Source organism: Rhizobium sp. N122, from assembly GCF_002211295.1.
GTDB lineage: Bacteria > Pseudomonadota > Alphaproteobacteria > Rhizobiales > Rhizobiaceae > Rhizobium.
The window spans coordinates 336241-361952 of sequence record NZ_LOKU01000001.1; the positions used below are offsets into that span (position 1 = coordinate 336241).

At 60.9% G+C, this 25712-nt stretch carries 23 protein-coding genes and 1 pseudogene; 10 read left to right on the plus strand and 14 right to left on the minus strand.

Features of this window, described 5'->3' with window-relative positions:
* Positions 1-119 precede the first annotated feature (119 nt).
* The 9 genes from nac to ATY75_RS01525 all read right to left on the minus strand — a co-directional run bounded on the left by nac (position 120) and on the right by ATY75_RS01525 (position 10259).
* A complete protein-coding gene (gene nac / locus ATY75_RS01485; protein WP_088936168.1) occupies positions 120-1058 on the minus strand; it encodes a nitrogen assimilation transcriptional regulator NAC in 939 nt (312 codons plus the stop codon).
* A gap of 75 nt (positions 1059-1133) precedes the next feature.
* Positions 1134-2342, minus strand: coding sequence for an aspartate transaminase (locus tag ATY75_RS01490; protein WP_088936169.1), 1209 nt, complete (start codon positions 2340-2342; stop codon positions 1134-1136).
* Between the two features lie 27 nt (positions 2343-2369).
* The gene (locus ATY75_RS01495) at positions 2370-3110 is read right to left on the minus strand and encodes an ABC transporter ATP-binding protein (protein ID WP_064844773.1); all 741 of its coding nucleotides are present in this window, start codon (positions 3108-3110) and stop codon (positions 2370-2372) included.
* Positions 3103-3873, minus strand: coding sequence for an ABC transporter ATP-binding protein (locus ATY75_RS01500; protein ID WP_088936170.1), 771 nt, complete (start codon positions 3871-3873; stop codon positions 3103-3105). The genes ATY75_RS01495 and ATY75_RS01500 overlap by 8 nt, the downstream gene beginning before the upstream one ends.
* Positions 3870-4856, minus strand: a complete 987-nt coding sequence (locus tag ATY75_RS01505) for a branched-chain amino acid ABC transporter permease (protein ID WP_088936171.1) — start codon at positions 4854-4856, stop codon at positions 3870-3872. Before ATY75_RS01505 ends, ATY75_RS01500 begins: the two co-directional genes overlap by 4 nt.
* A 40-nt stretch (positions 4857-4896) precedes the next feature.
* Positions 4897-5769, minus strand: a complete 873-nt coding sequence (locus ATY75_RS01510) for a branched-chain amino acid ABC transporter permease (RefSeq protein ID WP_049732089.1) — start codon at positions 5767-5769, stop codon at positions 4897-4899.
* 21 nt (positions 5770-5790) lie between these two features.
* Entirely contained in the window at positions 5791-6984 is a 1194-nt protein-coding gene (locus tag ATY75_RS01515; RefSeq protein ID WP_088936172.1) for an ABC transporter substrate-binding protein, read from the minus strand.
* Positions 6985-7474: 490 nt separating this feature from the next.
* On the minus strand, positions 7475-7681 hold the full coding sequence (locus ATY75_RS01520; protein ID WP_245317521.1) for a hypothetical protein: 207 nt from the start codon (positions 7679-7681) through the stop codon (positions 7475-7477).
* Between the two features lie 400 nt (positions 7682-8081).
* Positions 8082-10259 (minus strand): bifunctional diguanylate cyclase/phosphodiesterase, encoded by a 2178-nt coding sequence (locus tag ATY75_RS01525; protein ID WP_088936174.1) that lies wholly within the window; start codon positions 10257-10259, stop codon positions 8082-8084.
* A 912-nt stretch (positions 10260-11171) separates the two neighbouring features.
* Here ATY75_RS01525 and ATY75_RS01530 point away from each other — a divergent pair.
* The 6 genes from ATY75_RS01530 (at position 11172) to ATY75_RS01555 (ending at position 17937) form a co-directional block, all read left to right on the plus strand.
* Positions 11172-13283, plus strand: coding sequence for an EAL domain-containing protein (locus ATY75_RS01530; protein WP_088936175.1), 2112 nt, complete (start codon positions 11172-11174; stop codon positions 13281-13283).
* Positions 13284-13336: 53 nt separating this feature from the next.
* The gene (locus tag ATY75_RS01535) at positions 13337-14602 is read left to right on the plus strand and encodes an ABC transporter substrate-binding protein (protein WP_088936176.1); all 1266 of its coding nucleotides are present in this window, start codon (positions 13337-13339) and stop codon (positions 14600-14602) included.
* Between the two features lie 220 nt (positions 14603-14822).
* Positions 14823-16190, plus strand: coding sequence for a TadE/TadG family type IV pilus assembly protein (locus tag ATY75_RS01540; protein ID WP_088936248.1), 1368 nt, complete (start codon positions 14823-14825; stop codon positions 16188-16190).
* Positions 16187-16717 carry a TadE/TadG family type IV pilus assembly protein gene (locus ATY75_RS01545; RefSeq protein ID WP_088936177.1) on the plus strand — a complete coding sequence of 177 codons (531 nt, stop codon included), beginning with the start codon at positions 16187-16189 and terminating at the stop codon, positions 16715-16717. The genes ATY75_RS01540 and ATY75_RS01545 overlap by 4 nt, the downstream gene beginning before the upstream one ends.
* Position 16718: 1 nt before the next feature.
* Complete coding sequence (locus ATY75_RS01550; RefSeq protein WP_088936178.1) at positions 16719-17303, plus strand: TadE/TadG family type IV pilus assembly protein; 585 nt, start codon at positions 16719-16721, stop codon at positions 17301-17303.
* Positions 17304-17415: 112 nt separating this feature from the next.
* Positions 17416-17937 (plus strand): hypothetical protein, encoded by a 522-nt coding sequence (locus ATY75_RS01555; protein ID WP_088936179.1) that lies wholly within the window; start codon positions 17416-17418, stop codon positions 17935-17937.
* A 60-nt stretch (positions 17938-17997) separates the two neighbouring features.
* On the opposite strand, the gene ATY75_RS01560 is transcribed toward ATY75_RS01555, so the two are convergent.
* Both ATY75_RS01560 and ATY75_RS01565 read right to left on the minus strand, forming a co-directional pair.
* Positions 17998-18852: a hypothetical protein gene (locus tag ATY75_RS01560; protein WP_088936180.1), complete on the minus strand. Its 855-nt coding sequence runs from the start codon at positions 18850-18852 to the stop codon at positions 17998-18000.
* Between the two features lie 98 nt (positions 18853-18950).
* Positions 18951-19988, minus strand: coding sequence for a proline racemase family protein (locus ATY75_RS01565; protein WP_245317522.1), 1038 nt, complete (start codon positions 19986-19988; stop codon positions 18951-18953).
* A gap of 302 nt (positions 19989-20290) precedes the next feature.
* Between ATY75_RS01565 and ATY75_RS01570 the strand changes: the two genes are divergently transcribed.
* Positions 20291-21292: an Ldh family oxidoreductase gene (locus ATY75_RS01570; RefSeq protein ID WP_088936182.1), complete on the plus strand. Its 1002-nt coding sequence runs from the start codon at positions 20291-20293 to the stop codon at positions 21290-21292.
* A gap of 27 nt (positions 21293-21319) precedes the next feature.
* On the opposite strand, the gene ATY75_RS01575 is transcribed toward ATY75_RS01570, so the two are convergent.
* Together ATY75_RS01575 and ATY75_RS33720 are read right to left on the minus strand one after the other, a co-directional pair.
* Positions 21320-21997 (minus strand): GntR family transcriptional regulator, encoded by a 678-nt coding sequence (locus tag ATY75_RS01575; protein ID WP_088936183.1) that lies wholly within the window; start codon positions 21995-21997, stop codon positions 21320-21322.
* Between the two features lie 80 nt (positions 21998-22077).
* Positions 22078-22216: pseudogene (locus tag ATY75_RS33720) on the minus strand (short-chain dehydrogenase); the annotation flags it as partial.
* A gap of 170 nt (positions 22217-22386) precedes the next feature.
* Between ATY75_RS33720 and ATY75_RS01580 the strand changes: the two are divergent.
* The gene (locus ATY75_RS01580) at positions 22387-23172 is read left to right on the plus strand and encodes a pyrroline-5-carboxylate reductase (protein WP_088936184.1); all 786 of its coding nucleotides are present in this window, start codon (positions 22387-22389) and stop codon (positions 23170-23172) included.
* A 5-nt stretch (positions 23173-23177) separates the two neighbouring features.
* Positions 23178-23627, plus strand: coding sequence for a DUF5086 family protein (locus ATY75_RS01585; RefSeq protein WP_088936185.1), 450 nt, complete (start codon positions 23178-23180; stop codon positions 23625-23627).
* Positions 23628-23633: 6 nt separating this feature from the next.
* Here ATY75_RS01585 and ATY75_RS01590 read toward each other — a convergent pair whose 3' ends face one another.
* Positions 23634-24182, minus strand: a complete 549-nt coding sequence (locus ATY75_RS01590) for a cupin domain-containing protein (protein ID WP_088936249.1) — start codon at positions 24180-24182, stop codon at positions 23634-23636.
* Positions 24183-24324: 142 nt separating this feature from the next.
* On the opposite strand from ATY75_RS01590, the gene ATY75_RS01595 reads away from it, so the two are divergent.
* Entirely contained in the window at positions 24325-25659 is a 1335-nt protein-coding gene (locus ATY75_RS01595) for an aspartate aminotransferase family protein (RefSeq protein WP_088936186.1), read from the plus strand.
* Positions 25660-25712: the final 53 nt, after the last annotated feature.

Here is a 25712-nt window from a genome sequence, read left to right on the forward strand (position 1 = left end):
CGGAGACGCTTATGTCTTCTGAGGAGGTTAGGTGATCGGCGACCGGCTTGGCTAACACAGTTGCCGTCTGCCGCCATAGGGTTTGCTTATGGCAGGCGCGGTTGAAAAACGGGTCGGCTCTAAACCGTCTTGATACCCTGATGCTGGCTGCTCATCAGCTTTGCAACGATCTCCAGCAGGACGGCCCGCGCCGCGAGCGCCGGCTCCGACAGAGGCAGATGGTCGGAGACGCAGAGGGAGACGGTCGCTTCGATGACGGGCTTGGTCAGCGCCCGCACCTGCGTGCCGGCGAAATAGGAGGTTTCGGTGACCACCGATGCCGGAAGAATGGTGGACCCCAGCCCTTCCCGTACCGCGGCGTCGAGCGCCGGCACCGACTCGATCTCCGACAGCACTTGCGGATGGGCGCGGGCGCGGGCGAACGCTTCGTCGATGAGCCGGCGAAGCAGATGGCCTTTGCTGGGCAGCAGCAGCGGCAGGGCATCGACCGATGCGAGCGGCAGAGACTCGGACGGGTCGCCGGGCAATTCCGCGCCCGGCGGCGATACCAGGAACATCTGCTCCCGAAACAGCGGCTGGAGCATCACCCCTTTGATGGGGTCTGCGGCATAGATCAGCGCCATGTCCATCTTGCCGGTCATGATGAGTTCGCTGAGGATGTGGCCGAAGCTGTCGTTTATGTGGACGACGACGTCGGGGTGACGGGCTTTCATTTCCTTCAGAATCGGCAGCGACAAGGCGCTCGAGGTCGAATAGGTCGCAAGCCCGATCGATACCCTTCCGGCCACCGACTTTGCGGACTGGTTGATATCGGTCTGCGCCTGATCGATCTGCTTCAGCATCAGCTGGGCATGCCGATAGAGGATCAGGCCGGCCTCGGTCGGGGTGATGCCGACATTGCTTCGGATCAGGAGCTTGTGCTTGAAATGGGCCTCCAGCGCGGCGATCTGCTGGGAGAGCGCAGGCTGAGCGGTGCGAAGCAGGGCGGCTGCGCGCGAAACGCTGCCGGTATCGACGATCTTGACGAAACTTCGCAGTTTTCTGAAATCTACGCTCATGGCCTCAAGCTTCGGTTTACGGAACCTAAGACCTCGGGCGGGAGGCGCGCAAGCCCCTCCCGCGTGCTGCAGAATTCAACGCAATTCGCCGACCGCCCGCTCGATGCGATCACAGGCCTCGGTGATGGCATCCATCGAGGTGGCAATCGACAGGCGGAAATATGGCGAAAGGCCATAGGCCGCGCCCTGCAGGGCCGCCACGCCGACGCCGTCGAGAAGATATAGGACGAAGTCGAGGTCCGTCTCGACCACCTTGCCCTCGGGCGTCCTCCTGCCGATCACGCCGGCGCAGTTGGGAAAGAGGTAGAAGGCCCCGTCCGGCACCAGGCACGACAGGCCCGGCACGGCGTTCAGACGCCGGCAGGCATAGTCGCGGCGTTCCTTATAGACCTTGACGCTGTCGGTAACGAAGCCCTGGTCGGAGGCGAGCGCATGCGCGGCCGCCGCCTGGCTGACCGAGGACGGGCAGGACGACATCTGCGACTGCAGCTTGTTGATCGCCGCGATCAGCGGCGCCGGCCCCGCTCCGTAACCGATGCGCCAGCCGGTCATGGCGTAGGATTTCGATACGCCGTTGGTGAGGAGCACCCGCTCCTTCAGTTCCGGCACGGCTGCGACCAGCGTCGTCATCGGCTCGTCCTTGAACCAGACCTGATCGTAGATGTCGTCGGAGAGGATCATGATCTCCGGGTGCCGCAGCAGTACCTTTCCGATCTCCCGCAGTTCGTCGCGGCTATAGGCAGCGCCGGTCGGGTTCGACGGCGCATTCAGGATCAGCCACATCGTCTTCGGCGTGATCGCCGCTTCGAGGGCTTCCGGCGTCAGCTTGAAGCCCTGCTCCTGCGGGCATTGCACGATGACCGGCTTGCCCTCGTTGGCGATCACCATATCGGGATAGGAGACCCAATAGGGTGCCGGAATGATGACCTCGGCATCGTTCTCGACGCTGGCCATCAAGGCGAGGAACAGGATCTGCTTGGCGCCGCCGCCGACGCAGATCTCGTTATCGGCATATCGCAATCCGAGACGCCGCTCGAAATCGCCGATGATCGCCTTGCGCAGGGAAGGCGTGCCGTTGACGGCGGTGTATTTGGTTTCGCCCCGATCGATGGCGGCATGGGCCGCGGCCTTGACGTGATCCGGCGTATCGAAGTCGGGTTCGCCGACCGTCATGTCGACGATGTCGCGGCCGGCCGCCTTCAGCTCGCGGGCGCGCGCCGCCGCCGCCGTGCTCGGCGAAACCTTGATCCTGGAGACGCGTGAGGCTGGCACGAAAGTGCTCATGGATTTGTCCTTGGTTCTTCTTGGGTTTCAGTGAACGGCTTCGGTTTCGCCGCGCATCTTGCCCGTCAGGAAAAGCTCGCCGAGTTCGTCGTGGCTGATCTCCCCCGGCAGACCGTCCCAGATGACCTTGCCGAGCCTGAGGATCACCGCGCGTTCGGCGACTTCCATGGCCTTCTTCGTGTTCTGCTCGACAAGCAGAATGGTCTGCCCGGCGGCATGCAGGCGCAGCAGCTCGTTGAAGACGATGCCGATCGCAGCCGGCGAAAGGCCGACCGACGGCTCGTCGACCAGCAGCACTTTCGGGCGCTGCAGGACGGCCATTGCCACTTCGAGCAGTTGCTGCTCGCCGCCCGACATATTGCCGGCCAGCGTCGAGCGCCGCGTCTTCAGGATCGGGAACAGATCGTAGACATAATCCCGATCCGCCTTCACTTTGTCGTCGCGCAGCGTATAGGCCGCCATCTGCAGGTTTTCGTCCACCGTCATGACCGGAAAATTGCAGCGGCCCTGCGGCACGAAGGATATGCCTTCACCAAGAATGGCGCGCGACTTGTAGCCGGCAATGTTCTTGCCGCGCCAGTCGATGCTGCCGTCCTTGATCGTCGTCATGCCGTAGAGCGTCTTCAGAAGTGTCGATTTTCCCGCTCCGTTCGGTCCCATCAGTGCCACGAACTGGCCTGCCGGTACGTCGAGATCGACGCCGTTCAGGATATCGAGAGATCCATAGCCGGCACGCAGGCTCTTGATCGAGAGGTTTGAATCAGCCACCGAGATAGGCCTCCCTGACCCGCTGGTCGTTGATGATTTCCTGCGGCAGGCCCTCGGCGAGCTTGCGCCCCTGGTCGAGCACGATCACCCGCCGGCAGATGCTGGTCACCACGTCGATATTGTGTTCGATGATCAGGAAGCTGACGCCGAGCGATTTGTTGGCGTAGAGGATGGTCTCGACCACCCGTTCGATGATCTTCGGGTTGATGCCCGCCATCGGCTCGTCGAGCAGGATCAGCTTCGGCTCCGGCATCAACATGGAGGCGAACTGGATGAGCTTTTGCTGCCCGCCGGAAAGATTGCCGGCCGGCTGTTTGCGCACATCCCACAACCCGGCCATCCGGATCAGCTCCTGCGCCCGTTCGCGCAATCCCGACACCCGGCTGCGCGACAGCTTCCCGATCCCGAAGGTGGAAAACAGCGACGGGAAGCTGAACATCTGCCCCGCGATGATCAGGTTTTCCTCGACGTCGAGCGATTTGAAGACGACCGTCTTCTGGAAGGAGCGCAGCATGCGCCCCTCGCGGGCGATCCGGTTCAGCGTCCATCCGGTGATATCCTGGCCGTCGAGCCTCACCTTGCCGCTATCGGGTTTGCCGAGGCCGGTGCTGCAATCGAAGAAGGTCGATTTGCCCGAGCCGTTCGGCCCGATCAAGCCGGCGATCTCGCCGCGCTCGACATGAACGCTGACATCGTCGACTGCCTTCACCGCGCCGTAGGATTTCGTGAGATTGCTGATTTCGAGAATGGGAAGACCGGTCATTTCGCGCTCCCGATCGAATCCCAGAGGCGGTTGATGACGGGCGCAAAACCCTTCCGGAACCAGAAGACCAGGACGAGCAGGCAGAGCCCGTAGGCGATCATCCGAAGTTCCGGGGTCACACGCAGGGCCTCGGTCAGGCCGACGAACAGCAGGCTGCCGAAGACGACGCCCGAAATCGTCCCGGCACCGCCGCCGAGCACGATGATCAGCATCGTTGTCGAATAATACATCTGGAAGGTCAGCGGGCTGACCACCGTTAGATAATGCGCGTAGAGACTGCCGCCGACGCCGGCGAACACCGCGCTCAGCATGAAGACGATCAGCTTGTAACGCCAAGTGGGGATGCCGACGGATTCGGCCAGCGTCTCGTTCTCCCGGATGGCGATCATGTTGCGGCCGGCAGGCGAGCGGACGATCATCCAGACGGCGAGTGTTGCCAGAATTCCGACGGCCAGCGCCAGATAATAGAAGGCCGTTGTGCCCGATACGGTGAAGGACAGCGGCCCAAGCGCAAAATGCGGCTTCGGTATGCTGGAGAGGCCCATATCGCCGCGGGTGAGCGAAATCCAGTTCTTGGCGATCGCCTGGCCGATGATCACGAAGCCGAGCGTGCACATCACGAAGGATGTCGAGCGCAGCCGCAGGGCCGGGATGCCGAGAGGCAGGGCGATGGCGCCCGCCGCCAGCCCGGCGGCGGCGACATTGACATAGAACGGCGTGCCGTAGGTGACGGCCAGCAGGCCCGAGGCATAGGCGCCGATGCCGAAAAACGCGGCCTGGGCGAGCGAGAGCAGGCCGGTATAACCGACCAGAAGATTGAGGCCATGCGCCGGCAGCATGAAGATCAGCGCGATGATCAGCGCATGGACGACATAGGTGCTGGCGACGAAGGGGGCGCAGAGCGCGGCCAACAGCAGCAGCAAACCGAGCGGCAGGCGAAGATCGCGGCGCTGCTGTGATTGCGAGACTTCCGTGAGAGACATAGCAAGTCCTCAAATTCGAGAAAGGTTCGGCGGATCGCGCTCAGAAGCGCGCCTGTGTCGAGAACAGTCCATGCGGGCGCCACATCAGCATCAGGATCAGTGTGGCGAAGCCGACCGTGTCGCGGAATTGCAGTCCGACATAAGTGGCAACCAGGCTCTCGGCGATACCGAGGATCATCGCCGCGAAGAAGGTGCCGCGCACATTGCCGAGGCCACCCATGATGATGATCGGCAGGGTCTTGAAGGTGATCAACTCACCCATGCCGCCATAAACGCTGACATTGACCGGCGCTGTCAGCACTCCGGAGAGGGCAGCAAGTGCGGCGCCGAGAATGAAGGTCCTGAGCACGACCTGCGGCACATCGATGCCGACCACCTCGCAGCATTCGACATTCTGCGACACCGCCCGCATGGATTTGCCCATCCTGGTATAGGTCACCATCAGTTCGAGGCCGATGAACACGATCAGGCAGACGATGAGAATGATGACGCGCTGCTCGGCCAGGCTGAAGCCGAGGATCGACACCGGTTCGATGTAACCGCCCGAGAAGAACTTGTAGCCGCCGCCGAAGACCAGGATGACGGTATTCTGCAGGACGAGCGCGATGCCTAGCGTGGCGAGCACCCCGGATTCCGCCGGTGCGCCGACCATGCGCTGCATCACGAATTTGCCGACCACATAGGCGATGACGATCGTCGACAGCACGCCGACGACGATCGAGGCTTCATAGGACAGTCCGAGATAGTCGATGGCGAACCATGCCCCGAACGTTCCCAGCATGTAATATTCGCCGTGGGCGAAATTGATGGCCCGCAGCACCCCGAATATCATCGTCATGCCGACCGCAACGATGGCGTAGACGGAGCCCGTCACGATGCCGTTGATGATCTGCTCAAGGATTGTTGAGAACATGGCCCTATCCCCGACTGTGGATCAGTTCGCAGGATACTGGATATCCGCCGTGTAGGCACCTTTGATGCTCGGCTTGCCATCCTCGATCTGCAGCAGGATCATCGGCAGGCGGGCCTGGTTGTGATCGTCGAAGGTCACCTCTCCGACGGCGCTCTTATATTTGATCTTGGAGAGCGCATCGCGCACCTTGGCCTGGTCCGGGCTGCCGGCTTCCTTGATCGCCTGGGCGAGAAGGTGAACCGTGTCCCAATGGACATAGGCGTGGTTGTTCGGCGCCTCATTGTAGGCGGCCGTGAACTTCTCCACGAAAGCCTTGCTCTCGGGGGAATCGAAAGCCGGCAGCCATGCCGCGGCTTCGACCGCGCCTTCAAGAACCTTCGGCGCTGATTTGATGGTCTTTTCGGTGTTGAACTCGCCATTGCCGATCAGGGTCACCTTGCCGGCCAGCCCGAGTTCGAGCATCTGACGGGCGATGATCGGCGTGGTATCGGCAAGGCCGTACATGATGATCGCCTGGGCGCCATTGTCACGGATCTTGGCGAGCACGCTGCGGAAATCGACTTCGCCTTCCTTGTAATAGTCTTCGCAGACGATCTCGCCCTTGAAGTCGGGCAGGTATTTCTTGGTGAAGGTGATCGCCGAACGGCCGTAATCGCTGTCGACCGAGAGAACGGCGAATTTGGTGAAGCCGCGCTGCTCGGCGGCATATTTCGCCACGATCAGCGCCCGGTTCTCGTCCGTGGGATAGTTGCGGAAGGTCCACTTGTAACCGCCGACGCCGGCGCCATAGGTGATCTTCGGGTTGGACGATGCGGCGTTCAGCAGAAGCACGCCCGCATCTTCGGCGACCGGCTGCATCGCCAGAGTGACCGAACTCGAAACATCGCCGATGATGTAGTTGACCTTGTCCTGGTCGATCAGGCGCCGCGTTGCCGAAACGCCTTCGACCGGCGTTCCCTGGCTGTCGGCGGAAAAGATCTCGATCTTGCGTCCGTCGATGCCGCCGGCATCGTTGATTTCTTTCACTGCCAGTTCGGCGCCGTGCAGCGAAAACGCGCCGTAACGGGCATTCGGCCCGCTCATCGGCGATACCAGGCCGAGCCTGATCGTTTCATCCGCGGCGAGAGCGTGTTGGGAGACGCCGGTCATGAGCGCGGTGAAGGAAAGGATTGCCGTGGAAATGCAAAATGCCCGGCGCGTCAAAGTCTTGTTCATGGTTCCCACTCCGTTTGTTGGACACGTCTGATCGGCCCCTGCCGTCATGTGCTCAAATGCCGCTTCGCCGCGGTTCTTGTTGCGCCAGTCTTCTGCTGACACTGTCACAGTAGGTTCATCCATTGGCGCATGGCCAACACAACTCGCTTCTGCCGCCATAGCGAATCTTTATAGCGAAGAGGGTTTCCAAAGCTAGACGGTGACCGGCTGACAACCGGCATCCCCGACATCGTCGAGCGCCGTGCACAGGAAAACGATCCGGTGTCGGACCGGCTTCATTCTCCCCCGCGATATGGGTCTGCACGCGCGGCTCAACAGCGGCGATACGATGCTGTCGAAGCTGACGGTGTCTATGACGCAAGTTCAAGAGCGAGCCCATGCAAGGCTTGCTGCAAGATCGTTCCGGACCTAAAGCCAGAAATCGTCGGACTGAGAAGCGGCGCTCGAGAGACGCCGCTTAACCTCGTAGCCCATTCCGGCATCCTCTCGCTTATCCCGCGATCCCATCGACAAAAAACTGGCTCTGCAGCTCGCCATTCAACCTGTCGAGTTCGTCCAAAACACTTCGAATCCGGGCACGCGCCTGGAGCATCTGTTCCAACTCCGGATTGTCGGACGGTTCGGGTGCGACCTGCAGATCATGAATGTCTATCGAAGTATTGGAGACCGGGTTCGGAAAGAGGAGGATGTCAGCCATTTGCATTCTTTGTTTCGTTGTTCTGGCGGACAGGAAACGCTCATGTTTCCAGCTCCGATGGCTTGGGGATGCGGCGTATTTCATTGCCGATCGACCGGAACATCCTTGCTCTTCATGTCGGTGAGCTGCGTGTGTTCGGCAGGTCATAAACGCCGCGTCAGCCTTAACAAATCCCTACTTTCACCTTCGCGGCAGTCCCACTTTGGGGCTTTGCTGCGCCAAGTGGACAAGCCTGCGACAATCGGATACCACAACCATGAATTGTCGATATCCCGGTCGGTCTGCCGGCCGCGAGATGGCTGACCTCCTTACTCCAGGTCAGGCTTTCAGGCCCCGACACCGACGCAGAAGATCAGAAGGGCGCATGTTGAACGAGCGGCACCCGGTTCGATGCCTGTTCCTAAGATGGAGTTGACCCGCAAACCCGCGCGCTTGGATTTGGGCCACCGGCCGGAGAACGCAGCCACAGGGCGATGATATCAGCCTTGGGCACGGCTTTGCTGTACAGGAAACCCTGCGCCGAGCCACATCCGTTTGCCGCCAGGAAAGCTGCCTGCTCAGCGGTTTCGACGCCTTCCGCCACCACACTCTGTCCGAGGCAGCGCGCGATGGAGAGGATCGCCTTCACCAGTTCCTCGTTCCGCCTGTCAGTGCTGTTGATGAACGACCGGTCGATCTTCAGCGTGTCGATCGGAAAGCGCGCCAGATAGTTCAGCGCCGAATAGCCCGTGCCGAAATCGTCGATGGCGATAGAAAATCCCATGCTTCGGAGTTCGGAGAGCGCCTGCAGCGTTTCATCTTTCTGATCGAGCAGAAGGCTTTCGGTTATTTCGATTTCGACCCATTCCGCGCGGCAACCGGTCTCGCCGAGAATTTCGACGATCGACCTCACCAGTCCGGCGGATTGGAATTGTTTGACCGACAAGTTGACCGCCACCTTGTGCGGTGTCTGGCTATCGGCATTCAATTCGGCCGCCGTCTGGCACGCCTCGCGCAGCACCCATCGCCCGAGTTCCACGATCAGCCCGGTGTCTTCCGCAACCGGAATGAAACGGGTGGGAGGAATCATGCCCATTTCTGGGTGGCGCCATCTCAGCAAGGCTTCGCAGCCGACCATTGCGCCGCTGTCCAGAAGCACCTTCGGCTGGTAATGCAGTTCGAGTTCACCGCGCTCGATCGCACGGCGCAACTCCGATTCCAGCCGCATCCGCTCTTCGGCGTTTGCCGTCAGGTCCTTCGAATAGAAACGAAAACTGTTTCGCCCGGAGCGTTTGGCGAGATACATCGCCGAGTCGGCGTATTTCACAAGGTCGTTGGCATCGGCGCTGTCATTGGGATAGAGCGCGATGCCGACGCTACAAGAAATGAAGACCTCCTGGCCATCCAGCAGGAAGCGTTCCCTGAACTTATCGAGGATATTGTTGGCAATCCGGCCCAGATCGTCGCCTTGGCTGATATCCGGCAACAGGATCGCAAATTCGTCGCCACCGAGACGGGCGACGGTGTCATAGTCGCGCACGCTCGCATTGAGACGGGCCGCCGCCTGGCAGAGCAAATCATCGCCGACGGGGTGGCCCATCGTATCGTTGACCACCTTGAAATGGTCGATGTCGATCAGCATCACCCCGGCCCGCTGGCCTCGCGATCCGGCCGAGGTGATCATCTGCCGCAGCCGATCGTTGAACAGCGACCGGTTCGGCAGCGAGGTCAAGGGGTCGTAAAAGGCCATCTGATGGATTTTCTGGCGCGAGACGTTTAACTCGGTCACGTCGCGCGCCACGCCGAGAACGCCGACGACGTCTCCCGCTGCATCGATAATCGGCACCTTGCGTGTTTCAAGAAGAACAGATTCACCCTTCTCCTTGGAAACGACCCATTCCTCGTCACTGACAATGCACTTTCCCGCCTTGATCGCCGCCTTGTCCGATTCCTGAAAGTACCGGGCCCTCTCAATATCGAACAGCTCGAAATCCGTTTTCCCGACGACGTCCGCTTCGGCCAATCCGGTCAGCCGCTCGAAGGCGTGGTTGCACATCACATGGACCCCGTCCATATCCTTGACCCAGACCATATCGGGCATGGTCTGAAGCACGCTCAACAGCTGCATTCGCATGAGGTTGATGGCGTCTTCGGCTTGTTTTCGCTCGGTAATGTCCCGCGAGAACGCCAGGAGAGTGGTGGCCGCCCCCGGATCGGCGCTCGGCCGCTTGGCTATGGACAGCTCGAACCATCGCGTCTCACCATTGGGCAGGGAAATGCAAATGCATCGGCCGTAGGCAGCTCCCTCTCTGCCGGCCTCGTGCAGAGCCTCCATCGCGATGGTCGCCTGGTCCGGCGCTAGAACGTCGTTGACCGTCTTGCCGAGCAGCATCTCCTTCTGCTGGGCCAGCAGTTCGGGGTTTCTTGTCCAGACCTGAAGATAACGGCCGCCGTCGTCCACCTCGAAAAGAACATCCGGTATGGCGGCGATGATCCCCTCGGCGAATTCAAGCGCCTTCCTGAGCTCGCGCTCCGCCTGCTTGTGTTCGCTAATATCGACGACAGGGGCCGGCTGCGAAAGCGATTGGGACAACGTCATGACGGATCTCCTCACCATGGACATCAACCGAATGCATCATCCATCCAATCGAGAATTTTCTCGGAAAGGCCGCCCAAGTCATTTGAGGCGAAAACAGCGATCCGAAGATATCACCGCAATGGCATCGGTCCGCGCGGACCGGGCACTTCGGCTTCGACCTGAATATGCGGTGACAAAATTTAAGAGATTGCTGCCGTCTCCGGTGCCGCCGTCACTTTCGACGCGCGATACGGATCGGGCTGCGCAATATGGATATCCACAGTTCTCACACCCCGCTCCCGGCTGCCGTCGGCTCGCCAGCGTTGCGAAAATGAGCCAGCTGAGGAGGTCGCACGGTCCGACCGGGCCACAAACGCGCATCCATTATCCGAAATCCGAACCCGCTGGCCAAATCACGACGCTTTCGCGCCGGCTTCCATGCAAGGACCTGGTTTCGTTGCGTTTTCATAAAAGTGTTTACGCTTCTGAAACCAGACCATCGACAATTTTGGGTCACCGAATGAGGTGCTGCTTGTACTTCTCCGCCATGATGACGGGTTCGGAGACGAGCCAGAAATCCACGCTTTCGTCAATCGAGAGGGCGTGCGTTCAGAGGTGGAAATGTTCGATAATTCGCATGCGCGTGACAGCCGTTATCCCAAGTGCAACGCCCAGAGCATTCCCGTCTGGAACTGTTGACGCGTCCGTATTCGTTCGCTGAAAGCCTCCTGGCATTGTTGTCACACCGGCGCCGATAGCGGCGGCGGTCCGGAGAGAGCGCACATCAGCGACGTGAAGCCTATTCCGGTGCGCCCGCGCTCGATGCGCGGACCGCGGCCATGATGGCCAACCAATTTCTAGATAGTGATCGTGACGCAATCTCCGCCCGCCGGAGGCTGCTTGGCCGGCTTGTATTTTCCTGATGGAGCGCGAATGGTGGTGGGATCGGATTTGGAAAACGCGGTGATGCCATCAGGCGAGTCCCATTCCTCCGTGGCGAAATATATCCGCTCCATCGGGCGGCATTACGTCATCGCAGTCGTCGTCATGACGGTTCTGATCGGGGCAACCTTTGTGACCGTGAAGGTAGCGCTCGATCGCCATTCCCTGCAGCAGAACATCAGCTATCTGATCGGACGCCAGTTCATTCGTTTCCAGCAGCTTGCCAATCAGACGCGAGCGATCATGCGCGCTTCGGCCGATCCGAATATGCCGGAATATATCGTCAGGCCGATGGTCGAGGACGTTCAAAAAGCGATCGATGATATCCGCGCGATGAGCGCACAGTTGAACGCGTTGAATATCGCGGTGGACGCAAATCTTCTCGAGCGGCTGAACGGCCGGGATGCTGCATCTGAAAAATTGCGGGTGGAACTCGACGGACGGCTGGAGGATTTCCTTGGAAGGGCTGAACGCGTCGTGTCCGCGAAATTGCTGGATCGGCGGGAGCGATACAGCTTCTGGGGACCGATCGACTTCGCCGTTTCATCCGACAGCATGCTGATGCGTCAGTTCGGCGCCTTGATCGAGAGTGCGCATGACCGGAGCGATATGAGCATCGACCATACCCGCCTGATCAGCGCGGTGCTCCTCAGCCTGACCGCAGCCACACTCATCCTGGCCACTCTCATCCTTTTCATACCGCTCCTCGTCAAGCTGCGCACCGAGCACCGGCGAACCCTCGATTTCGAGATCAAGCTGACGCATCTGGCCCATACCGACACGCTGACAGGCCTCGGCAACCGATCATCGTTCAATGAGGCGCTGAACGGACTGTTTGCTTCCCTTGAGCGGACAGGCGCCGGCTTTTCGATGCTGCTGGTCGATCTCGACCACTTCAAGGCCACCAACGACAGCTTCGGCCATCCGGCAGGCGACGCGGTTCTCAGTCACGTCGCCAGTGCGTTGCAGAAGACTTTTCGCGCCGGCGACATGGTCGCGCGGCTTGGCGGCGACGAATTTGCTGCTCTGCTTCCCGGCATTTCGGATGCGGCAACGCTTGAGGGTATCGCCGAGCGCGCAGTCGCTGCCATTGCAACGGAATGTCATTTCGAGGGCCGGTTGCTGCCGGTCTCGGCCAGCCTCGGCGGGGCGCTCGTACCAGGCCATGCGTCGGACGAAGCCACACTCATGCGCATTGCAGATCTGGCGCTTTATGCCGCCAAAGCCAAACGCAACACCGCCGTCATCTTCGACGAAGCATCCTTCGCCCAGCGACTGGAGCAGAACCGGCTTGCCGCAGCGCTCGCCGTCGCCGCCGACCGTGACGAGTTCGTTGTCTATTACCAGCAGAAGGTCAATCTCCAGACCGGCGAGCATCTCGGCTTCGAGGCGCTGGTGCGCTGGCGCCATCCCCAACTCGGCATTCTGCCGCCCGGCCGCTTCCTGCCGCTCATGGAAGGCTATCTCATCCAAAGCATGACGCGCTGTATCGTCAATACAGTCGCTCGCGATCTCAGGACGTGGAAGGCGGCGGGGCTCAGGGCCGGGTCGGTTGCCATCAATCTGCCGGAAGCCCTGCTGGTCGGCGACGATGGGTACACCCTCATCGCTGCAGCGGTGGAAGCGAACCGCCTCGACTGGCTCGATTTTGCCATCGAAGTCACGGAAGACGTCTTCCTCAATCGCGGCGCCAATCAGATCGCCGAGACCATTTCGCGTTTCCGCAAGCATGGAGTGTCGGTCTCGCTCGACGATTTCGGCACCGGCTTTGCGTCGCTCGTGCATCTGCGCGACTTTCCCTTCGACGAACTCAAGATCGACCGCAGCTTCGTCGCCGACATCGGCAAGGATGTTCGCTCGGAGCAGATCATCCGAGCGATCATCGACCTGGCCCGCAACCTCGGCAAAAGGTGCGTTGCCGAAGGCATCGAGGACGAGGTCCAGCGTCATTTCCTTTTGAATGCCGGTTGTGAGATCGGCCAAGGTTATCTGTTCGCCAAGCCGGAACCCGCTGCCACGGCGGTCGAACGGCTGGCACGCCGGCCGGCGCCAAGCAGGTTATCACGGCGACCACGCACAATGCGGGCTGAAACTGTCTCCTGAGTGAGGCGCGCACCGGCGGTGCGGCAGGGTTCAATAAAAAGAGGGGTAAGCGAATGAAACGGGGAAACTTTCGAGCGTGGTTTGTTGCGGCTTTGGCGGCCGCAGCTCCCGCGGGACCGGCTGCGGCGGGGCAGGCTGCCGAGGGGCAGGATGTAGCGGTTGACGTCGTGCATTTCTGGGTATCGAAAAGCGAAGCCGCGGCGCTCGACGTTTTCCGCAGGGCCTGGGCAGCAGCCGGCAACCAGTGGGTCGACATGCCGGCAGAAAACAAGGTCGCCGTCCAGCGGGTCGTGAGCGACCGCATCGCCAACGGGTATGCACCGGCAGTGATGCAGTGGAATGCAAACGAGGGATCGCGCGAACTGCCGGAAATGGGGATCGTGCAGGATATAGATGAGGTCGCGCAGGCGGATCATTGGCAGGACGTCATTCCTGCGACGGTTCTTGACCGGATTTCCTACAAGGGAAAGGTCTATTTCGCGCCGACCAATATCCATGCCGAAAACTGGCTCTGGACAAGCAAGGCGGCACTGGCCGACGCCGGCGTGAAGACGCCGCAGTCCTGGGATGAGCTCTTCGACGCGGCTGAAAAAATCAAGGCGACGGGACGTCTGCCGATCGCGCTCGGCGGCACGCGGTGGGAAGTGTCGCTCATCTTCAACGACATCATCTATCACAAATTCGGGCCAGAGGGTTACGCCCGTCTGATGAGCGGCGATGCCGCGCTGGTGCAGGACCCGCGCATGATCGAAGCTCTGGAACTGTTGTTGCGCCTGTCCAACTATGTGGAGCCGATCGAGCAGCGCAAGGGCAAGACATGGGCCGATGCCACGGCAGCGGTGGGCCAGGGCAAAGCCGGCATGCAGTTCATGGGCGACTGGGCCAAGGGCGAACTTGTGGCGCGCGGCTACAACGTCGACAAGGATTTCGATTGCAGCCTCGTTCCCGGCACGTCCATCGCCTATTTCATGGTGATCGATGCCTTTGCCTTTCCGCTGACCAATCGGGACGGCACGGCGGAAGCTCAGCAGGCTTTCGCGCGCATGGTGCTCGACCGCGACAATCAGGTCGCATTCAGCCGGATCAAGGGGTCCTTGCCGGTGCGCACAGATGTCGATCCGTCCGGACTCGATCATTGCGGCAAGCTTGGGCTGGAGATGATCAAGGCAAAGAAGGGTGAAGTCAGCGCCCAATCCCAGGCCATGCCAACCCAGATGTCGGAGGGCTGGATCGCCGTGGTGGGCGACTTCTTCAATAACAGGAATATGTCTGCGCAAGAGGTTCAGAAACGTTTGCATGACCTGCTGATGCAGCGCTGAGGGCACGGACATCGTGCCCGCTCGAGACGTGATCGGCGCCGTGAAAGACGGTCAGGTGGCGTTGCGCGAATATCCATAATTCGCAGGCATGTCCGATACACGCAGAAAACGACGCGCGGGAAACCCGTTTCCCGCCGGAACTTGCAAGTTTTAACAAAGGCTTAAGCTTCCTGGATACATCTCGCATTAGTATTTTTCGATGTGCTGCGGCGGTGGTTTTTTGAAGTCAGCTCTTTCATTTTCATTGGGTCGATATTTCCACGCTCTTCGCGGCCTCGGAAGGGACAGAACCGGCAACGTCGCGATCGTCGTTGCCCTCACCCTGGTGCCGATGCTCGTCGCGGTCGGCGCAAGCTTTGACTATATTCGCAGCTACAATGTCCGACAGAAAATGCAGAGCGACCTTGATGCCGCTCTGATCGCCGCGGTCAAGCAGATCAACAACACTGCGGACACCGACACCCTCAAGGCGAAGGTCTCCGACTGGTTCCATGCGCAAGTGGAAAACAGCTACACGCTTGGCGAAATCGACATCGATACGACCAATCACAACATCACGGCGACGGCAAGCGGCACCGTGCCGACGACGTTCATGAAGATCGCCAATATTGACACCGTCCCCGTCAGCGTGGGGAGTGCCGTCAAGGGCCCGGCGACGTCCTATCTCAACGTCTATATCGTCATCGACACGTCGCCGTCGATGCTTCTGGCGGCAACGACGTCAGGTCAGTCGACCATGTATTCCGGCATTAAATGCCAGTTTGCCTGCCACACCGGCGATGCGCACACTGTCAACAACAAGACATACGCCAACAATTACGAATACAGCGCGGCGAAGAACATTAAGCTGCGCGCCGATGTCGCCGGCGACGCCGTCAAGGACGTGCTCTCCCTGATCGACAAATCCGACAGCAATCATGAACGGATCAAGGTCGGATTGTATAGCCTCGGCGATACGCTGACGGAGGTTCTCGCCCCGACATTGAGCACGGACACGGCACGAACCCGTCTCGCGGGCAAAAGTTATGGCCTCACCAGCGCGACCTCCACGGCAGCGACCTATTTCGACGTCTCGCTGGCGACGCTCAAGCAGAAAGTCGGCGCCGGCGGGGACGGAACCACCTCGGGCACGCCCCTCAAGTTGGTTCTGCTGCTGACGGACGGTGTCCAATCGCAGCGCGAATGGGTGACCGACAAGGTAACCTGGGACAAAAACGGGAAGGCGACGTCCGGCGCATACTGGAACAAAGTCGCGCCGCTCAATCCCGATTGGTGCAGCTATCTGAAGAATCAATCCAACACGATGGCGGTGCTCTATACCGAATACCTGCCTATCACCTCGGACTGGGGCTACAACGCAACCGTCGGCTCAACCATGGCGAGCGCCAACTGGAAGAATACCTGGGGCGGCACAATGCAGAGCGGCGTCTCCACCAGCATCACCAGACGCGACTACATCCCCTATGCGCTGGCCGACTGTGCGTCTTCCAAGAGCCTGTTTCTGTCAGCCTCGTCGTCGACCGAGATCACGGCTGGCCTGTCGACGCTCTTCACGCAATACCTCTCTTCCGTGCGGCTGACCCAATGAAGCGCGAGAAACGGTTCGCACCGTTGCGCCGTCTGATCGGCGACCGGAAGGGGGCTGCTGCGATCGAATTTGCGATCCTGGCCCTGCCGCTCTTCATCATATTGTTCGGCATTATCGAAGTGTCGCTGATGTTTTTCGTCAACTCGGCGTTGGACGCTTCGGTGCACAAGGTCTCGCGGATGATCCGCACCGGTGAGGTGGCGTCCTCCAAGATCACATTGGCCGGTTTCAAGGCCAAGATATGCGACGACATGCTTCTGTCGTTCGGCTGCTCCAGCGGTCTCGTCGTCAAGGTGAACGTGCTTTCCGACATGTCGTCCGCAGCCCACACCGATCCGATCGACAGTAGCGGCAAACTCGCCGTTACCGAGACTTATGATATCGGCAAGGGCAGCGACTACATCCTGGTTCAAGCGTTCCTGCCGTGGACGGCCGTCGTCAGTTTCTTCAACCTGTCGAGCGCCAAGCTTTCCGACGGCCGCTATCTCCTCGGATCTTCCGCTCTGTTTCGCAACGAGCCCTTCTGACATGAGCATGAAACGGAGCCTGTCCCTTTTCCGCTTCGCGCAGTCCGGCATCCGTCGTCTCGTGCGCGATCGGTCGGCTGCTTCGGGCGTGGAATTCGCGCTCGTGCTGCCGATCCTGCTAATGCTGCTGTTCGGCACGGCCGATCTCGGCCATGCGCTGACGGTCAGCCGCAAGATCGACGAGATCGCCTCATCCACGGGCGACATGATTGCCCAGCAGAGCGCCTGGACGAAGTCCGACGTCGCCAAGCTTCTTTCCGGCGCCAGCTTCATCCTGCAGCCCTACGACACCACCGAGCTGACGATCACGGTCGCGGTCAATGACGTCAATACGAGCGGCAGCGCGACCGTCAACTGGTCTGCCGCGCTCAACACCTCGGCGGTGAATTCCGGCACGGCGAGCGCGGTCGCAATCCCCTCCAAAATCCAGGAAAAAGGCGTGCAGGTGGTGCTGACCCGGGTGCAATACACATTGACGACACCGGTCTCTGCGTTTTTCTCAAATTTCACCGGCCAGAACGGCTACAGTTTCGACCGCTATTTTTTCAATCGCCCGCGCGTGAGTGACACGATCACTTACAAGTAAGCCGAACGCCCGCCCGCCGGATCGTCAAACCAACGCCCCATACGCTCGGGCCGGTTGTCGCCGGACCGACAATGGTGCATTGCTGCGGCCGATGAGAGTGAAGGATCAAGAAATGACAGCAAGAAGGGTTCGCGGCGGCATGGGACGGCTGCCGGTCATGGCGGCGATCGTTCTGGCGGCCGCGCTCTATTCGCATGGCCCAGCCGGTGCCGCGCCGGGGGAACGGCAATGGTCGCAGGATCCGGGCAGCCACTGCAAATTCGTCGCGCCGGCCTCCCTGACCAGCGGCCCTACTTTCTGGATCGGCGGCTGCGTCGATGGGCAGGCGTCAGGAGAAGGCATGTTGCGCCGCCGGGACGGCGATCGGGTCGGCCCAGCCTTCTTCGGCCGAATGAAGGAAGGCGTCCCGGAAATCGGCGTGATCGATCTGGCTGACGGATACAGGGCCGGCCGTTTCAGCGGCGACGACATCGGCGGGCAAGCCGAGGCCGACCCACAGGACAGGCTCGACGCCTTCCATATCGCGGCGGAAGCAGCGCGGGCGGTCAGCGCCAAATATGCCGCCGAGAAGAATGCGGGATCGGCCCTCCACTATAAAGAGCTCGCCGACACATTGGAGCAGCAGACAGATTGAAGCGGCTTTCAATGCCCCTAATGGGAAGCCCGCGAAAGCCGCGACGCGAAATTGGCCCGCTCAGCCACCGAGCCTGACGATGCCGTAAGGATTGAACTTGAACTCGTCCATTTCATAAGTTGAATTGAAGGAGAGACTTGCCCGCCGATCCTTCAGCGTCGGCTCCAGTCCCCGCTCGGCGATCTCGTCGGCAACCGCATCCATGATGGCGACGATCTGCTTCTCGCTGCCGGCCGTGTCAGGCACATAGACATCCGGCAGGCCGACGAGATGAAAGCCGACGCTTTCGAGGTATCCCCGAGCCGAAAGCGGCCGCTTCGCAAAAGCCAGACGGCCGATCCGCTGCTGGGCCAGCCTGTCGGCGGCCTTCTGTGCCGCGGCGCCCTGCCGGATCAGCTCTCGCCAGCGATCGAGGCCGTGCGCGATACCGGCGCTTTCACCCTTCACGGCAACCGCTCCCGCGCCGATCAAATGTTCGACAAGGCGGAGCGCCAGCATCGAAACCTTCACTGTCTCCGCTTGCGCCATGCTCGGTCCGAGGATGTAGAGGACCGACTGATGATCGGCGACGGCTTTCTCGTCCGCCTGATCCCACGCATCCGGTTCAACCCGATCCCAGCAGACATCGAAGGACCGGCTCATACGATCATCCGGCTCGGCCTGCGAATAGTCCTCGTCGATGCTGAATCCGGCGGCGAAGTCGGTAATCGCCTGCAATGCCGCCTCGGACAGATGGCTCAGGTCGCTATCCCGCCCCAGAAAACAGAGGACATGCCTTGGAGTCACCGACGATGCTTCGGCCTCAGTCTGCATCGTTTCTTCACCGGAAGCCGGACCGGATTCCTTGGCAGAAGACGGCCTCCATCCAAGGATGGCCCATAGGGTCCCCAACAGCGCGCGACGCATGAGATTCACGATCGATGCCTTTCGTCCCGTCGAATGTTTTGAGCTCCCTCAGCTTGTAAACATCCGAAATTCGAAACGAAAGACATCGTCATCGCCAAAGGCGATGCTCAGGCCCAGATATCACCTGGGGTGAAACCTTCGGTGAAGGGATCGTCATTGTCGAGGACCAGGGTATTCAGGCCCGAGATCCAGCTGGTGCCGGTCAGCGTCGGGACAACGGCGGATTGGTCGCCGATCCTGGCTTCCTCGACCAGCCTGCCGGTATAGATATTGCCGAGAATCCCCTGATGCCGGAAGTCCTGATGGAGCGGCAATTCGCCCTTCGCATGCAGAACGGCCATCTTCGCGCAGGTGCCGGTGCCGCAGGGGCAGCGATCGAGCGCACCCGTCCAGGTGGCTGGGTCGTCCCAGGAAAGATCGCCTGTCGCCATCGTCACCGTGTTCTTCCAATCGGCGTTCGGATCGTCCGTCGGTCCCGACAGCTGTGAGATCGTGATGCCGACGCCGGGATAATGCGGATGGGCAACCGGCAATTGATCGATGGCGGCCTGGCGGATCATCGCGGAAACGCGCGCGATCTCCCGCCCATGTGCCGGGATCAGTTGAAGGCCTTTAAACTGCCTGACATCGGCGATGACATAGAACATGCCGCCCCATCCGACATCGACGGTCACCTTTCCAAGATGCGGCACATCGATGACGGCATCGAGATGGGCGGCAAATGCCGGGACGTTCTTGAAGGTCACGTTCTTGACCTTGCCGTTGCTGCATTCCGCCTTGACGCGGATCAGGCCGGCGGGCGCCTCGAGCACCAGCTCGGTGACCGGCTCCTTCATCGGAAGCATGCCCATTTCCAAAAGCACCGTCACCACCGAAATGGTATTGCCGCCGGACATCATCGGATATTCGACCTGCTCGAGGATGATATAGCCGGCATCGGCTTCCGGGTGACAGGGCGGCACGATGATGTTGCAGCAATGGGCGGGATAGCCGCGCGGTTCGCGCAGCATCAGCTTGCGCAGCTGGTCGTCGTTGCTCTCCAGCCATTTCATCTTCTCATAGACGGAATTGCCGGGAATATGCGGAATGCCGCCCGTGACCACGCGCATCGGGGTGCCCGCATGGGTGTCGACTGCGTGAATCATTCTTTTGAATCCCATAGTTTCTCCTCCACTGTGCCGTTTGCGAAACTGCCGTCTCCGTTAGACCGCAGCCCACATGTCAGCCCTTGTTTTGCAATATCGTATACGATATCTTTTATTCGAAGTCGCGGCGCTGTCAATCACCAAAGTCATGTTTATTGACACAGATGTACATTTTCCCTTTCGGCGTCTCGGCGCTGTTGCTAAGGAATTCCATGGGCCGGAAGTTATCGGCCGAGAAACGGGCCGTGTCGGATGCTTCAAAAGCATCGGCAGTCAAGGAAACACAGGGACGGAGATTTCAGATGTCGGATGAGGTCGTGCTCGATCAGGCGGAAGCCGAGGCCCTGGCAATGCGGGCCTGCTTGGCAGCCGGCGCAACGGAAGCCACCGCCCGATCCCTCGTGGACGCGACCTTGTCCGCCGCACTCTACGGACCTTCGACACTCGGCTTTCCGCATATGGTCGATTACCTTGACAGCTTTCGCGAGGGCCGCATCAACTGCAATCCCTCGCCGGCATGCGAGCGTCCCTATCCCGCCTTCTTCGTCGCGGATGCCGATTGGGGCATCGCCCAGCTCGGTTTCGATCGCGTCTTCGACGATCTCGTCGCGGCCACGCGCAATTTCGGGGTCGCCGTCTTTACGCAGAGGAACAGCTATACGGCGGGGGAACTGGGCTATTATGTTCGCAGGCTTGCCGGCGAAGGAATCGTCGGCATCGCCGCGACCAACGCCAATGCCATGGTGGTTGCGAAGGCCGGCGGCCCAGCCGTTTACAGCACGAACCCGATGGCCTTCGGCTTTCCGCTGGGAGAAGGATCGCTGCCTCTCATCATCGACCAGGCTTCCAGCGCCACCGCTTATGTCAATATCGTCGCAGCCGCAACCGAGGGGCGCGCCATCCCGGCCGGATGGGCCGTCGACGAAGCGGGTAACGACACCCAGGATGCGGCAAGAGCGCTTGGCGGAGCCCTGCTTCCTTTCGGCGGACGCAAGGGCGCCAATGTGGCGCTGATGGTGGAAATGCTGTCGGCAGGCCTCTCCGGCGGCCCGTGGTCATTGGATACGCCGTCTTTCAGAGAGGGATGCGACAGCCCTGCCGTGGGACTGACCGTCGTGGCGATGATGCCGGGGCGCAGCGATGATGGCCTTGTTGAACGCGCACGCCGTCAGGCTGATCGCCTTCAGGAACACGGCGTGTTCGTGCCCGGTGTCGACGGTATCGAATATCCCCGGTCGCCGTCGCAAGGGCTGAAACTGCCGCGCGCAGTCTTCGAGGCCATCGTCAAGATCGCGGGCGCCTGACGGCGCGGAATCGATGGGAAATGCCACTCAACGCGGCCTTTTTGCCGGAAGATGTTCGAGGAGCGATCGGCAGGCGCTCATGATGTGGGCATAGACGAGGCTTGCCGCTTTTTCCTCATCCCGCTTCCGGCACGCTTCGACGATTTGCCGATGCTCGCGATCGGCCGTCTCCTGGCCATGCGACAGCGTCAGTTGCACCCGGAGATATCGCTCCAGCCGGTCGTTCACCGAACGGATCGTGTTGACGAGGAATGGCCGCTCAGCGTCCTCGTAAAGACAGCTATGGAAGCGCCAGTTCAGCTCCGACCAGCGCGCCACATCCGTTTCCTTGGCGAAGGCGTCGCAATAGGCCAGAGCCGTTTCAAAGGTCCTTTCGGTCATGTGGGGGATCGAGAGCTTGATGGCGTTCGATTCCAGGATCGCGCGCACCTCGAAGATCTGGGCGATCTCCGGTTCCGAGACGCTGGTGACGATCGCGCCCTTGTTCCGGTGGAATTCCACCAGGCCTTCGGCCTCCAGACGTTTCAGCGCCTCCCGGACAGGGATCTTGCTGACATTGAACAAGCGCGCCACATCGTCCTGCCGGATCGGCTCGCCTTCATCAAGCGAGCCGTCCGCGATCGAATCCCGGATGAATTTCAAGATCACATCCGAGGCCGTGGGCGCCTTTCCGAGATTGATCACCTGAGCGGTGTTGAAAGGCATTCCCCAAGTTCCTTGTTTCGCACCCGACGCATACTCCCATTGGGATATCGTAGACGATCCCGATGCTCAAGGCCGATCGTTCAAGCCACGGCTTGCGCTCCGGTGGTCTCCACCAGCGCGCCGCACATCCGGCCTGCCGATACGGCCGTAGGGAACGAGCTTGTCGAGATCGCCGATCGTCCGGCCGACGCCGGCTTCGAACATCGGGACGTTCCTCTTGTTCTGTGCGTAAAGCGTGCGATCCCACTCGTAGGCTCTGGCCGATTCTACTGTTTCTTGTCGGCTGCGTGTCGACAAAATCAAGCGGAAAAATTACATTGCTGACACGCTACGCGAGAACTACACGACGGATGTCGCGCTGGGACCGCTGCGGGCCGCGGAGTAATCGCATGACAATCAACAGCATTGGATTCGTCGGCACCGGCGCGATCACCGAAGCGATGGTTCGCGGGCTTCTGGCCGCACCGGCTTACGCCTCCGAGGTCCACGTTTCGCCGCGGAGCGCGCATATCGCCGCGACGCTGGCAGAAGAGTTCGCCTCCGTCAGGATTGCCGGGGACAACCAGACCGTCGTCGATCGCAGCGATATGGTGTTCCTGGCGATAAGACCGCAAATCGCCGAGGAAGTCGTGCGCGCGCTGTCGTTCAGGACCGGCCAGACGGTGGTCAGCCTCGTCGCGGCGACGGAGCGGCAAGCCCTGCTCGATTGGATCGGCGCCGATATCGATCTCGTCCAGGCCATTCCCCTGCCCTTCGTCGCACAGCGGAAAGGCGTCACCGCCATCTATCCCGCCAATGCCACCATCGCGGCGCTGTTCGACACGCTCGGAACGGCCGTCCAGTGTCAGTCGAGGAAGGAGTACGATCTCCTCGCAGCCGCAAGCGCTGTCATGTCGACTTATTTCGGCGTCATGGAGTCGATCACCGGCTGGTTGGAAAAAAGCGGCCTCGAAAGGGCAAAGGGCCAAGCCTACATCGCTCCGCTTTTTGCAAGCCTGGCGCAGAAAGCCAACAGTCCCGGCACCGAGCCGTTCAGCGCGCTGAGCCGCGAATTCGCCACCAAGGGCGGACTGAACGAGCAGGTCCTGTCGGACTTCGACAAGCAAGGCGGCCTTGCCGCGCTCAACGGCGCCCTCGATGGCGTGCTTGCCCGCATCGAGGGCCGCAGGAAGTGAGGCGCATGGCATCGGCATGGATGCGAACAGGTCTCGCGGGCGTTACAACCGTCGCGGCCCTTCTCGGCGGAACCGTCTTGGCACATGCCGAGGCGGTAAAACCGCCGGCCGCTTCCACTGTCATTCTCTCGCTCTCACCACGGACCGTTCGTTGGGCCACTGTCTATAAGGTTCCCGACCCCGCCGGTCATGATCCCTATTACCATGTCGAGGTGATCGAGAAGGAGCGGCATACGCCGCCGTGGCAGTTCAAACGGCTTGCCGCACATATCGTCGTCACCTCAGAGGCTTTGGAGAGGAGCCGTCTCGAACAGAAAGCAAAGACCTATTTTTACAAGGACATCGAGTTCCGGATCGCCTACCAGGCCTGGCGTGAACTATCTCAGGCGCAAAGGGAGGCCGTGGTTTGCCGCACGGCAATTCTCGAATGCATCGGCAAATCGGATTCGATGTGACGTGCTTTAGAAGGTCGGCGGCGTGCAGGCGCTGATGACTTCGCAAGGCACCGGTCCGACGCAGCGGAACCGGTGCGGTCGCCGGCTTTCGAAATAATAGGCATCCCCCGGCCCGAGGATACGCCGCTCGTCATCGACGGTCACCTCAAGCCTTCCCGACAGCACGATCCCGCCCTCCTCCCCCTCGTGAACGAGCGGAATCTTTCCGGTGTCGGCGCCCGGCTGGTAACATTCCTTGAGTATTTGCAGGCTGCGCCCGAACAGGTTATCCCCGACCTGCCTGTAGGAGATGGCGCCCTTGCCGATCTCCACCAACTCCTCCGCCGCATAGAAGGCTTTCCGCGGACGCTCGGGTTCAAAGGCGAAGAACTCCGCCAGACCGATCGGGATACCGTCCAGAATCCGCTTCAGGGCCCCGACCGAGGGGTTGGAGGCGTTCGATTCGATCAGCGAAATCGTCGAGTTGGGCACACCGGTGCGCTTGGCGAGTTCGCGCTGGGAAAGCTTATGGGCGATGCGTAGATGGCGAAGGCGGCTGCCGATATCGACTGACATGATGTGGTCCGTTTGTGTTGTCCAGAATATCGAAAAACATATCGGCTCGTCCATTCAGTTTCAATGACTTGCACCGCAGAAGAAAAGGACTTGTTTGACAGGGAGAAATTGCCATTCTCGCCGCCAACCATAGGAGGCCAGCATGGACCAGATCAGCAAACCGAACGCGCCCGTCCTCGAAAACTTCTGGATGCCGTTCACCGCTAACCGGCAGTTCAAGGCCACGCCGCGCCTCCTGGCCGCCGCGGAGGGCATGTATTACACCGACGTCGACGGAAACCAGGTGCTGGACGGCACCGCCGGGCTCTGGTGCTGCAATGCCGGCCATGGCCGCAGGAAGATCGCCCAGGCGGTCGAGCGGCAGCTTTCGACCTTGGATTATGCCCCGACCTTTCAGATGGGTCATCCGATCGCCTTCGACTTCGCCGCGAAGCTGGCCGCGAACGCGCCGGGCGGGCCCGACGCCAAGCTCGACCGGGTCTTCTTCACCGGCTCGGGCTCGGAATCGGTCGATACGGCGCTGAAGATCGCCATCGCCTATCAGCGTGCGATCGGCCAGGGCACCCGCACGCGCATCATCGGGCGTGAAAAGGGCTATCACGGCGTCGGCTTCGGCGGTATTTCCGTCGGCGGCCTCGTCAACAACCGGCGGGTCTTCCCGCAGATACCGGCCGACCATATGCGCCATACGCTCGACGTCGAGCGCAATGCCTTTTCGAAGGGCCTTCCCGCCCACGGCGTGGAACTGGCCGACGACCTGGAACGCCTCGTGCAGTTGCACGGCGCCGAAACCATTGCCGCCGTCATCGTCGAACCGATGTCGGGGTCGGCGGGCGTGGTCCTGCCGCCGAAGGGCTATCTGGAAAAACTGCGCGCCACCGCCGACAGGCACGGCATCCTGCTGATCTTCGACGAGGTCATCACCGGCTTCGGCCGCCTCGGCACGCCTTTCGCAGTCGATTATTTCGGCCTCGTGCCCGATCTCGTCACCACGGCAAAGGGGCTGACCAACGGCGCGATCCCCATGGGCGCGGTCTTTGCCAGCCGCAAGGTCTATGACGGCCTGATGGTCGGCCCGGAAAATGCGATCGAACTCTTCCACGGCTATACCTATTCCGGCCATCCGGTCGCCTGCGCCGCCGGGCTCGCCACCCTCGAAATCTACGAGGAGGAAGGGCTGCTGACCCGCGCAGCCGAGCTGGCCGACCACTGGCAGCAGGCCCTGCATTCGCTGAAAGACCTGCCCAATGTCGTCGACATCCGCAACCTCGGACTGGTCGGCGCGGTGGAACTGGCGCCCCGTAATGGCGCACCGGGAACCCGCGCCTACGACGTCTTCGTCGACTGCTTCAACAAGGGCCTGCTGATCCGCGTGACCGGCGACATCATCGCGCTCTCGCCGCCGCTCATCGTCGAGAAGGGCCAGATCGACACGATCGTCTCGACGATCGCCGACGCGCTGAAGCGCGCCGCATAGACCTGTCGACGAGAAGTATCGACGCGACGACCTCGGGCGGCGGCACACGCCCG

Bases quoted from the DNA above. Each gene is read 5' to 3' on its own strand.
- nac (WP_088936168.1), bottom strand. From the start codon at position 1,058: ATGAGCGTAGATTTCAGAAAACTGCGAAGTTTCGTCAAGATCGTCGAT.
- ATY75_RS01490 (WP_088936169.1), bottom strand. From the start codon at position 2,342: ATGAGCACTTTCGTGCCAGCCTCACGCGTCTCCAGGATCAAGGTTTCG.
- ATY75_RS01500 (WP_088936170.1), bottom strand. From the start codon at position 3,873: ATGACCGGTCTTCCCATTCTCGAAATCAGCAATCTCACGAAATCCTAC.
- ATY75_RS01505 (WP_088936171.1), bottom strand. From the start codon at position 4,856: ATGTCTCTCACGGAAGTCTCGCAATCACAGCAGCGCCGCGATCTTCGC.
- ATY75_RS01510 (WP_049732089.1), bottom strand. From the start codon at position 5,769: ATGTTCTCAACAATCCTTGAGCAGATCATCAACGGCATCGTGACGGGC.
- ATY75_RS01515 (WP_088936172.1), bottom strand. From the start codon at position 6,984: ATGAACAAGACTTTGACGCGCCGGGCATTTTGCATTTCCACGGCAATC.
- ATY75_RS01520 (WP_245317521.1), bottom strand. From the start codon at position 7,681: ATGGCTGACATCCTCCTCTTTCCGAACCCGGTCTCCAATACTTCGATA.
- ATY75_RS01525 (WP_088936174.1), bottom strand. From the start codon at position 10,259: ATGACGTTGTCCCAATCGCTTTCGCAGCCGGCCCCTGTCGTCGATATT.
- ATY75_RS01530 (WP_088936175.1), top strand. From the start codon at position 11,172: ATGGTGGTGGGATCGGATTTGGAAAACGCGGTGATGCCATCAGGCGAG.
- ATY75_RS01535 (WP_088936176.1), top strand. From the start codon at position 13,337: ATGAAACGGGGAAACTTTCGAGCGTGGTTTGTTGCGGCTTTGGCGGCC.
- ATY75_RS01545 (WP_088936177.1), top strand. From the start codon at position 16,187: ATGAAGCGCGAGAAACGGTTCGCACCGTTGCGCCGTCTGATCGGCGAC.
- ATY75_RS01550 (WP_088936178.1), top strand. From the start codon at position 16,719: ATGAGCATGAAACGGAGCCTGTCCCTTTTCCGCTTCGCGCAGTCCGGC.
- ATY75_RS01555 (WP_088936179.1), top strand. From the start codon at position 17,416: ATGACAGCAAGAAGGGTTCGCGGCGGCATGGGACGGCTGCCGGTCATG.
- ATY75_RS01565 (WP_245317522.1), bottom strand. From the start codon at position 19,988: ATGATTCACGCAGTCGACACCCATGCGGGCACCCCGATGCGCGTGGTC.
- ATY75_RS01570 (WP_088936182.1), top strand. From the start codon at position 20,291: ATGTCGGATGAGGTCGTGCTCGATCAGGCGGAAGCCGAGGCCCTGGCA.
- ATY75_RS01575 (WP_088936183.1), bottom strand. From the start codon at position 21,997: ATGCCTTTCAACACCGCTCAGGTGATCAATCTCGGAAAGGCGCCCACG.
- ATY75_RS01580 (WP_088936184.1), top strand. From the start codon at position 22,387: ATGACAATCAACAGCATTGGATTCGTCGGCACCGGCGCGATCACCGAA.
- ATY75_RS01585 (WP_088936185.1), top strand. From the start codon at position 23,178: ATGGCATCGGCATGGATGCGAACAGGTCTCGCGGGCGTTACAACCGTC.
- ATY75_RS01590 (WP_088936249.1), bottom strand. From the start codon at position 24,182: ATGTCAGTCGATATCGGCAGCCGCCTTCGCCATCTACGCATCGCCCAT.
- ATY75_RS01595 (WP_088936186.1), top strand. From the start codon at position 24,325: ATGGACCAGATCAGCAAACCGAACGCGCCCGTCCTCGAAAACTTCTGG.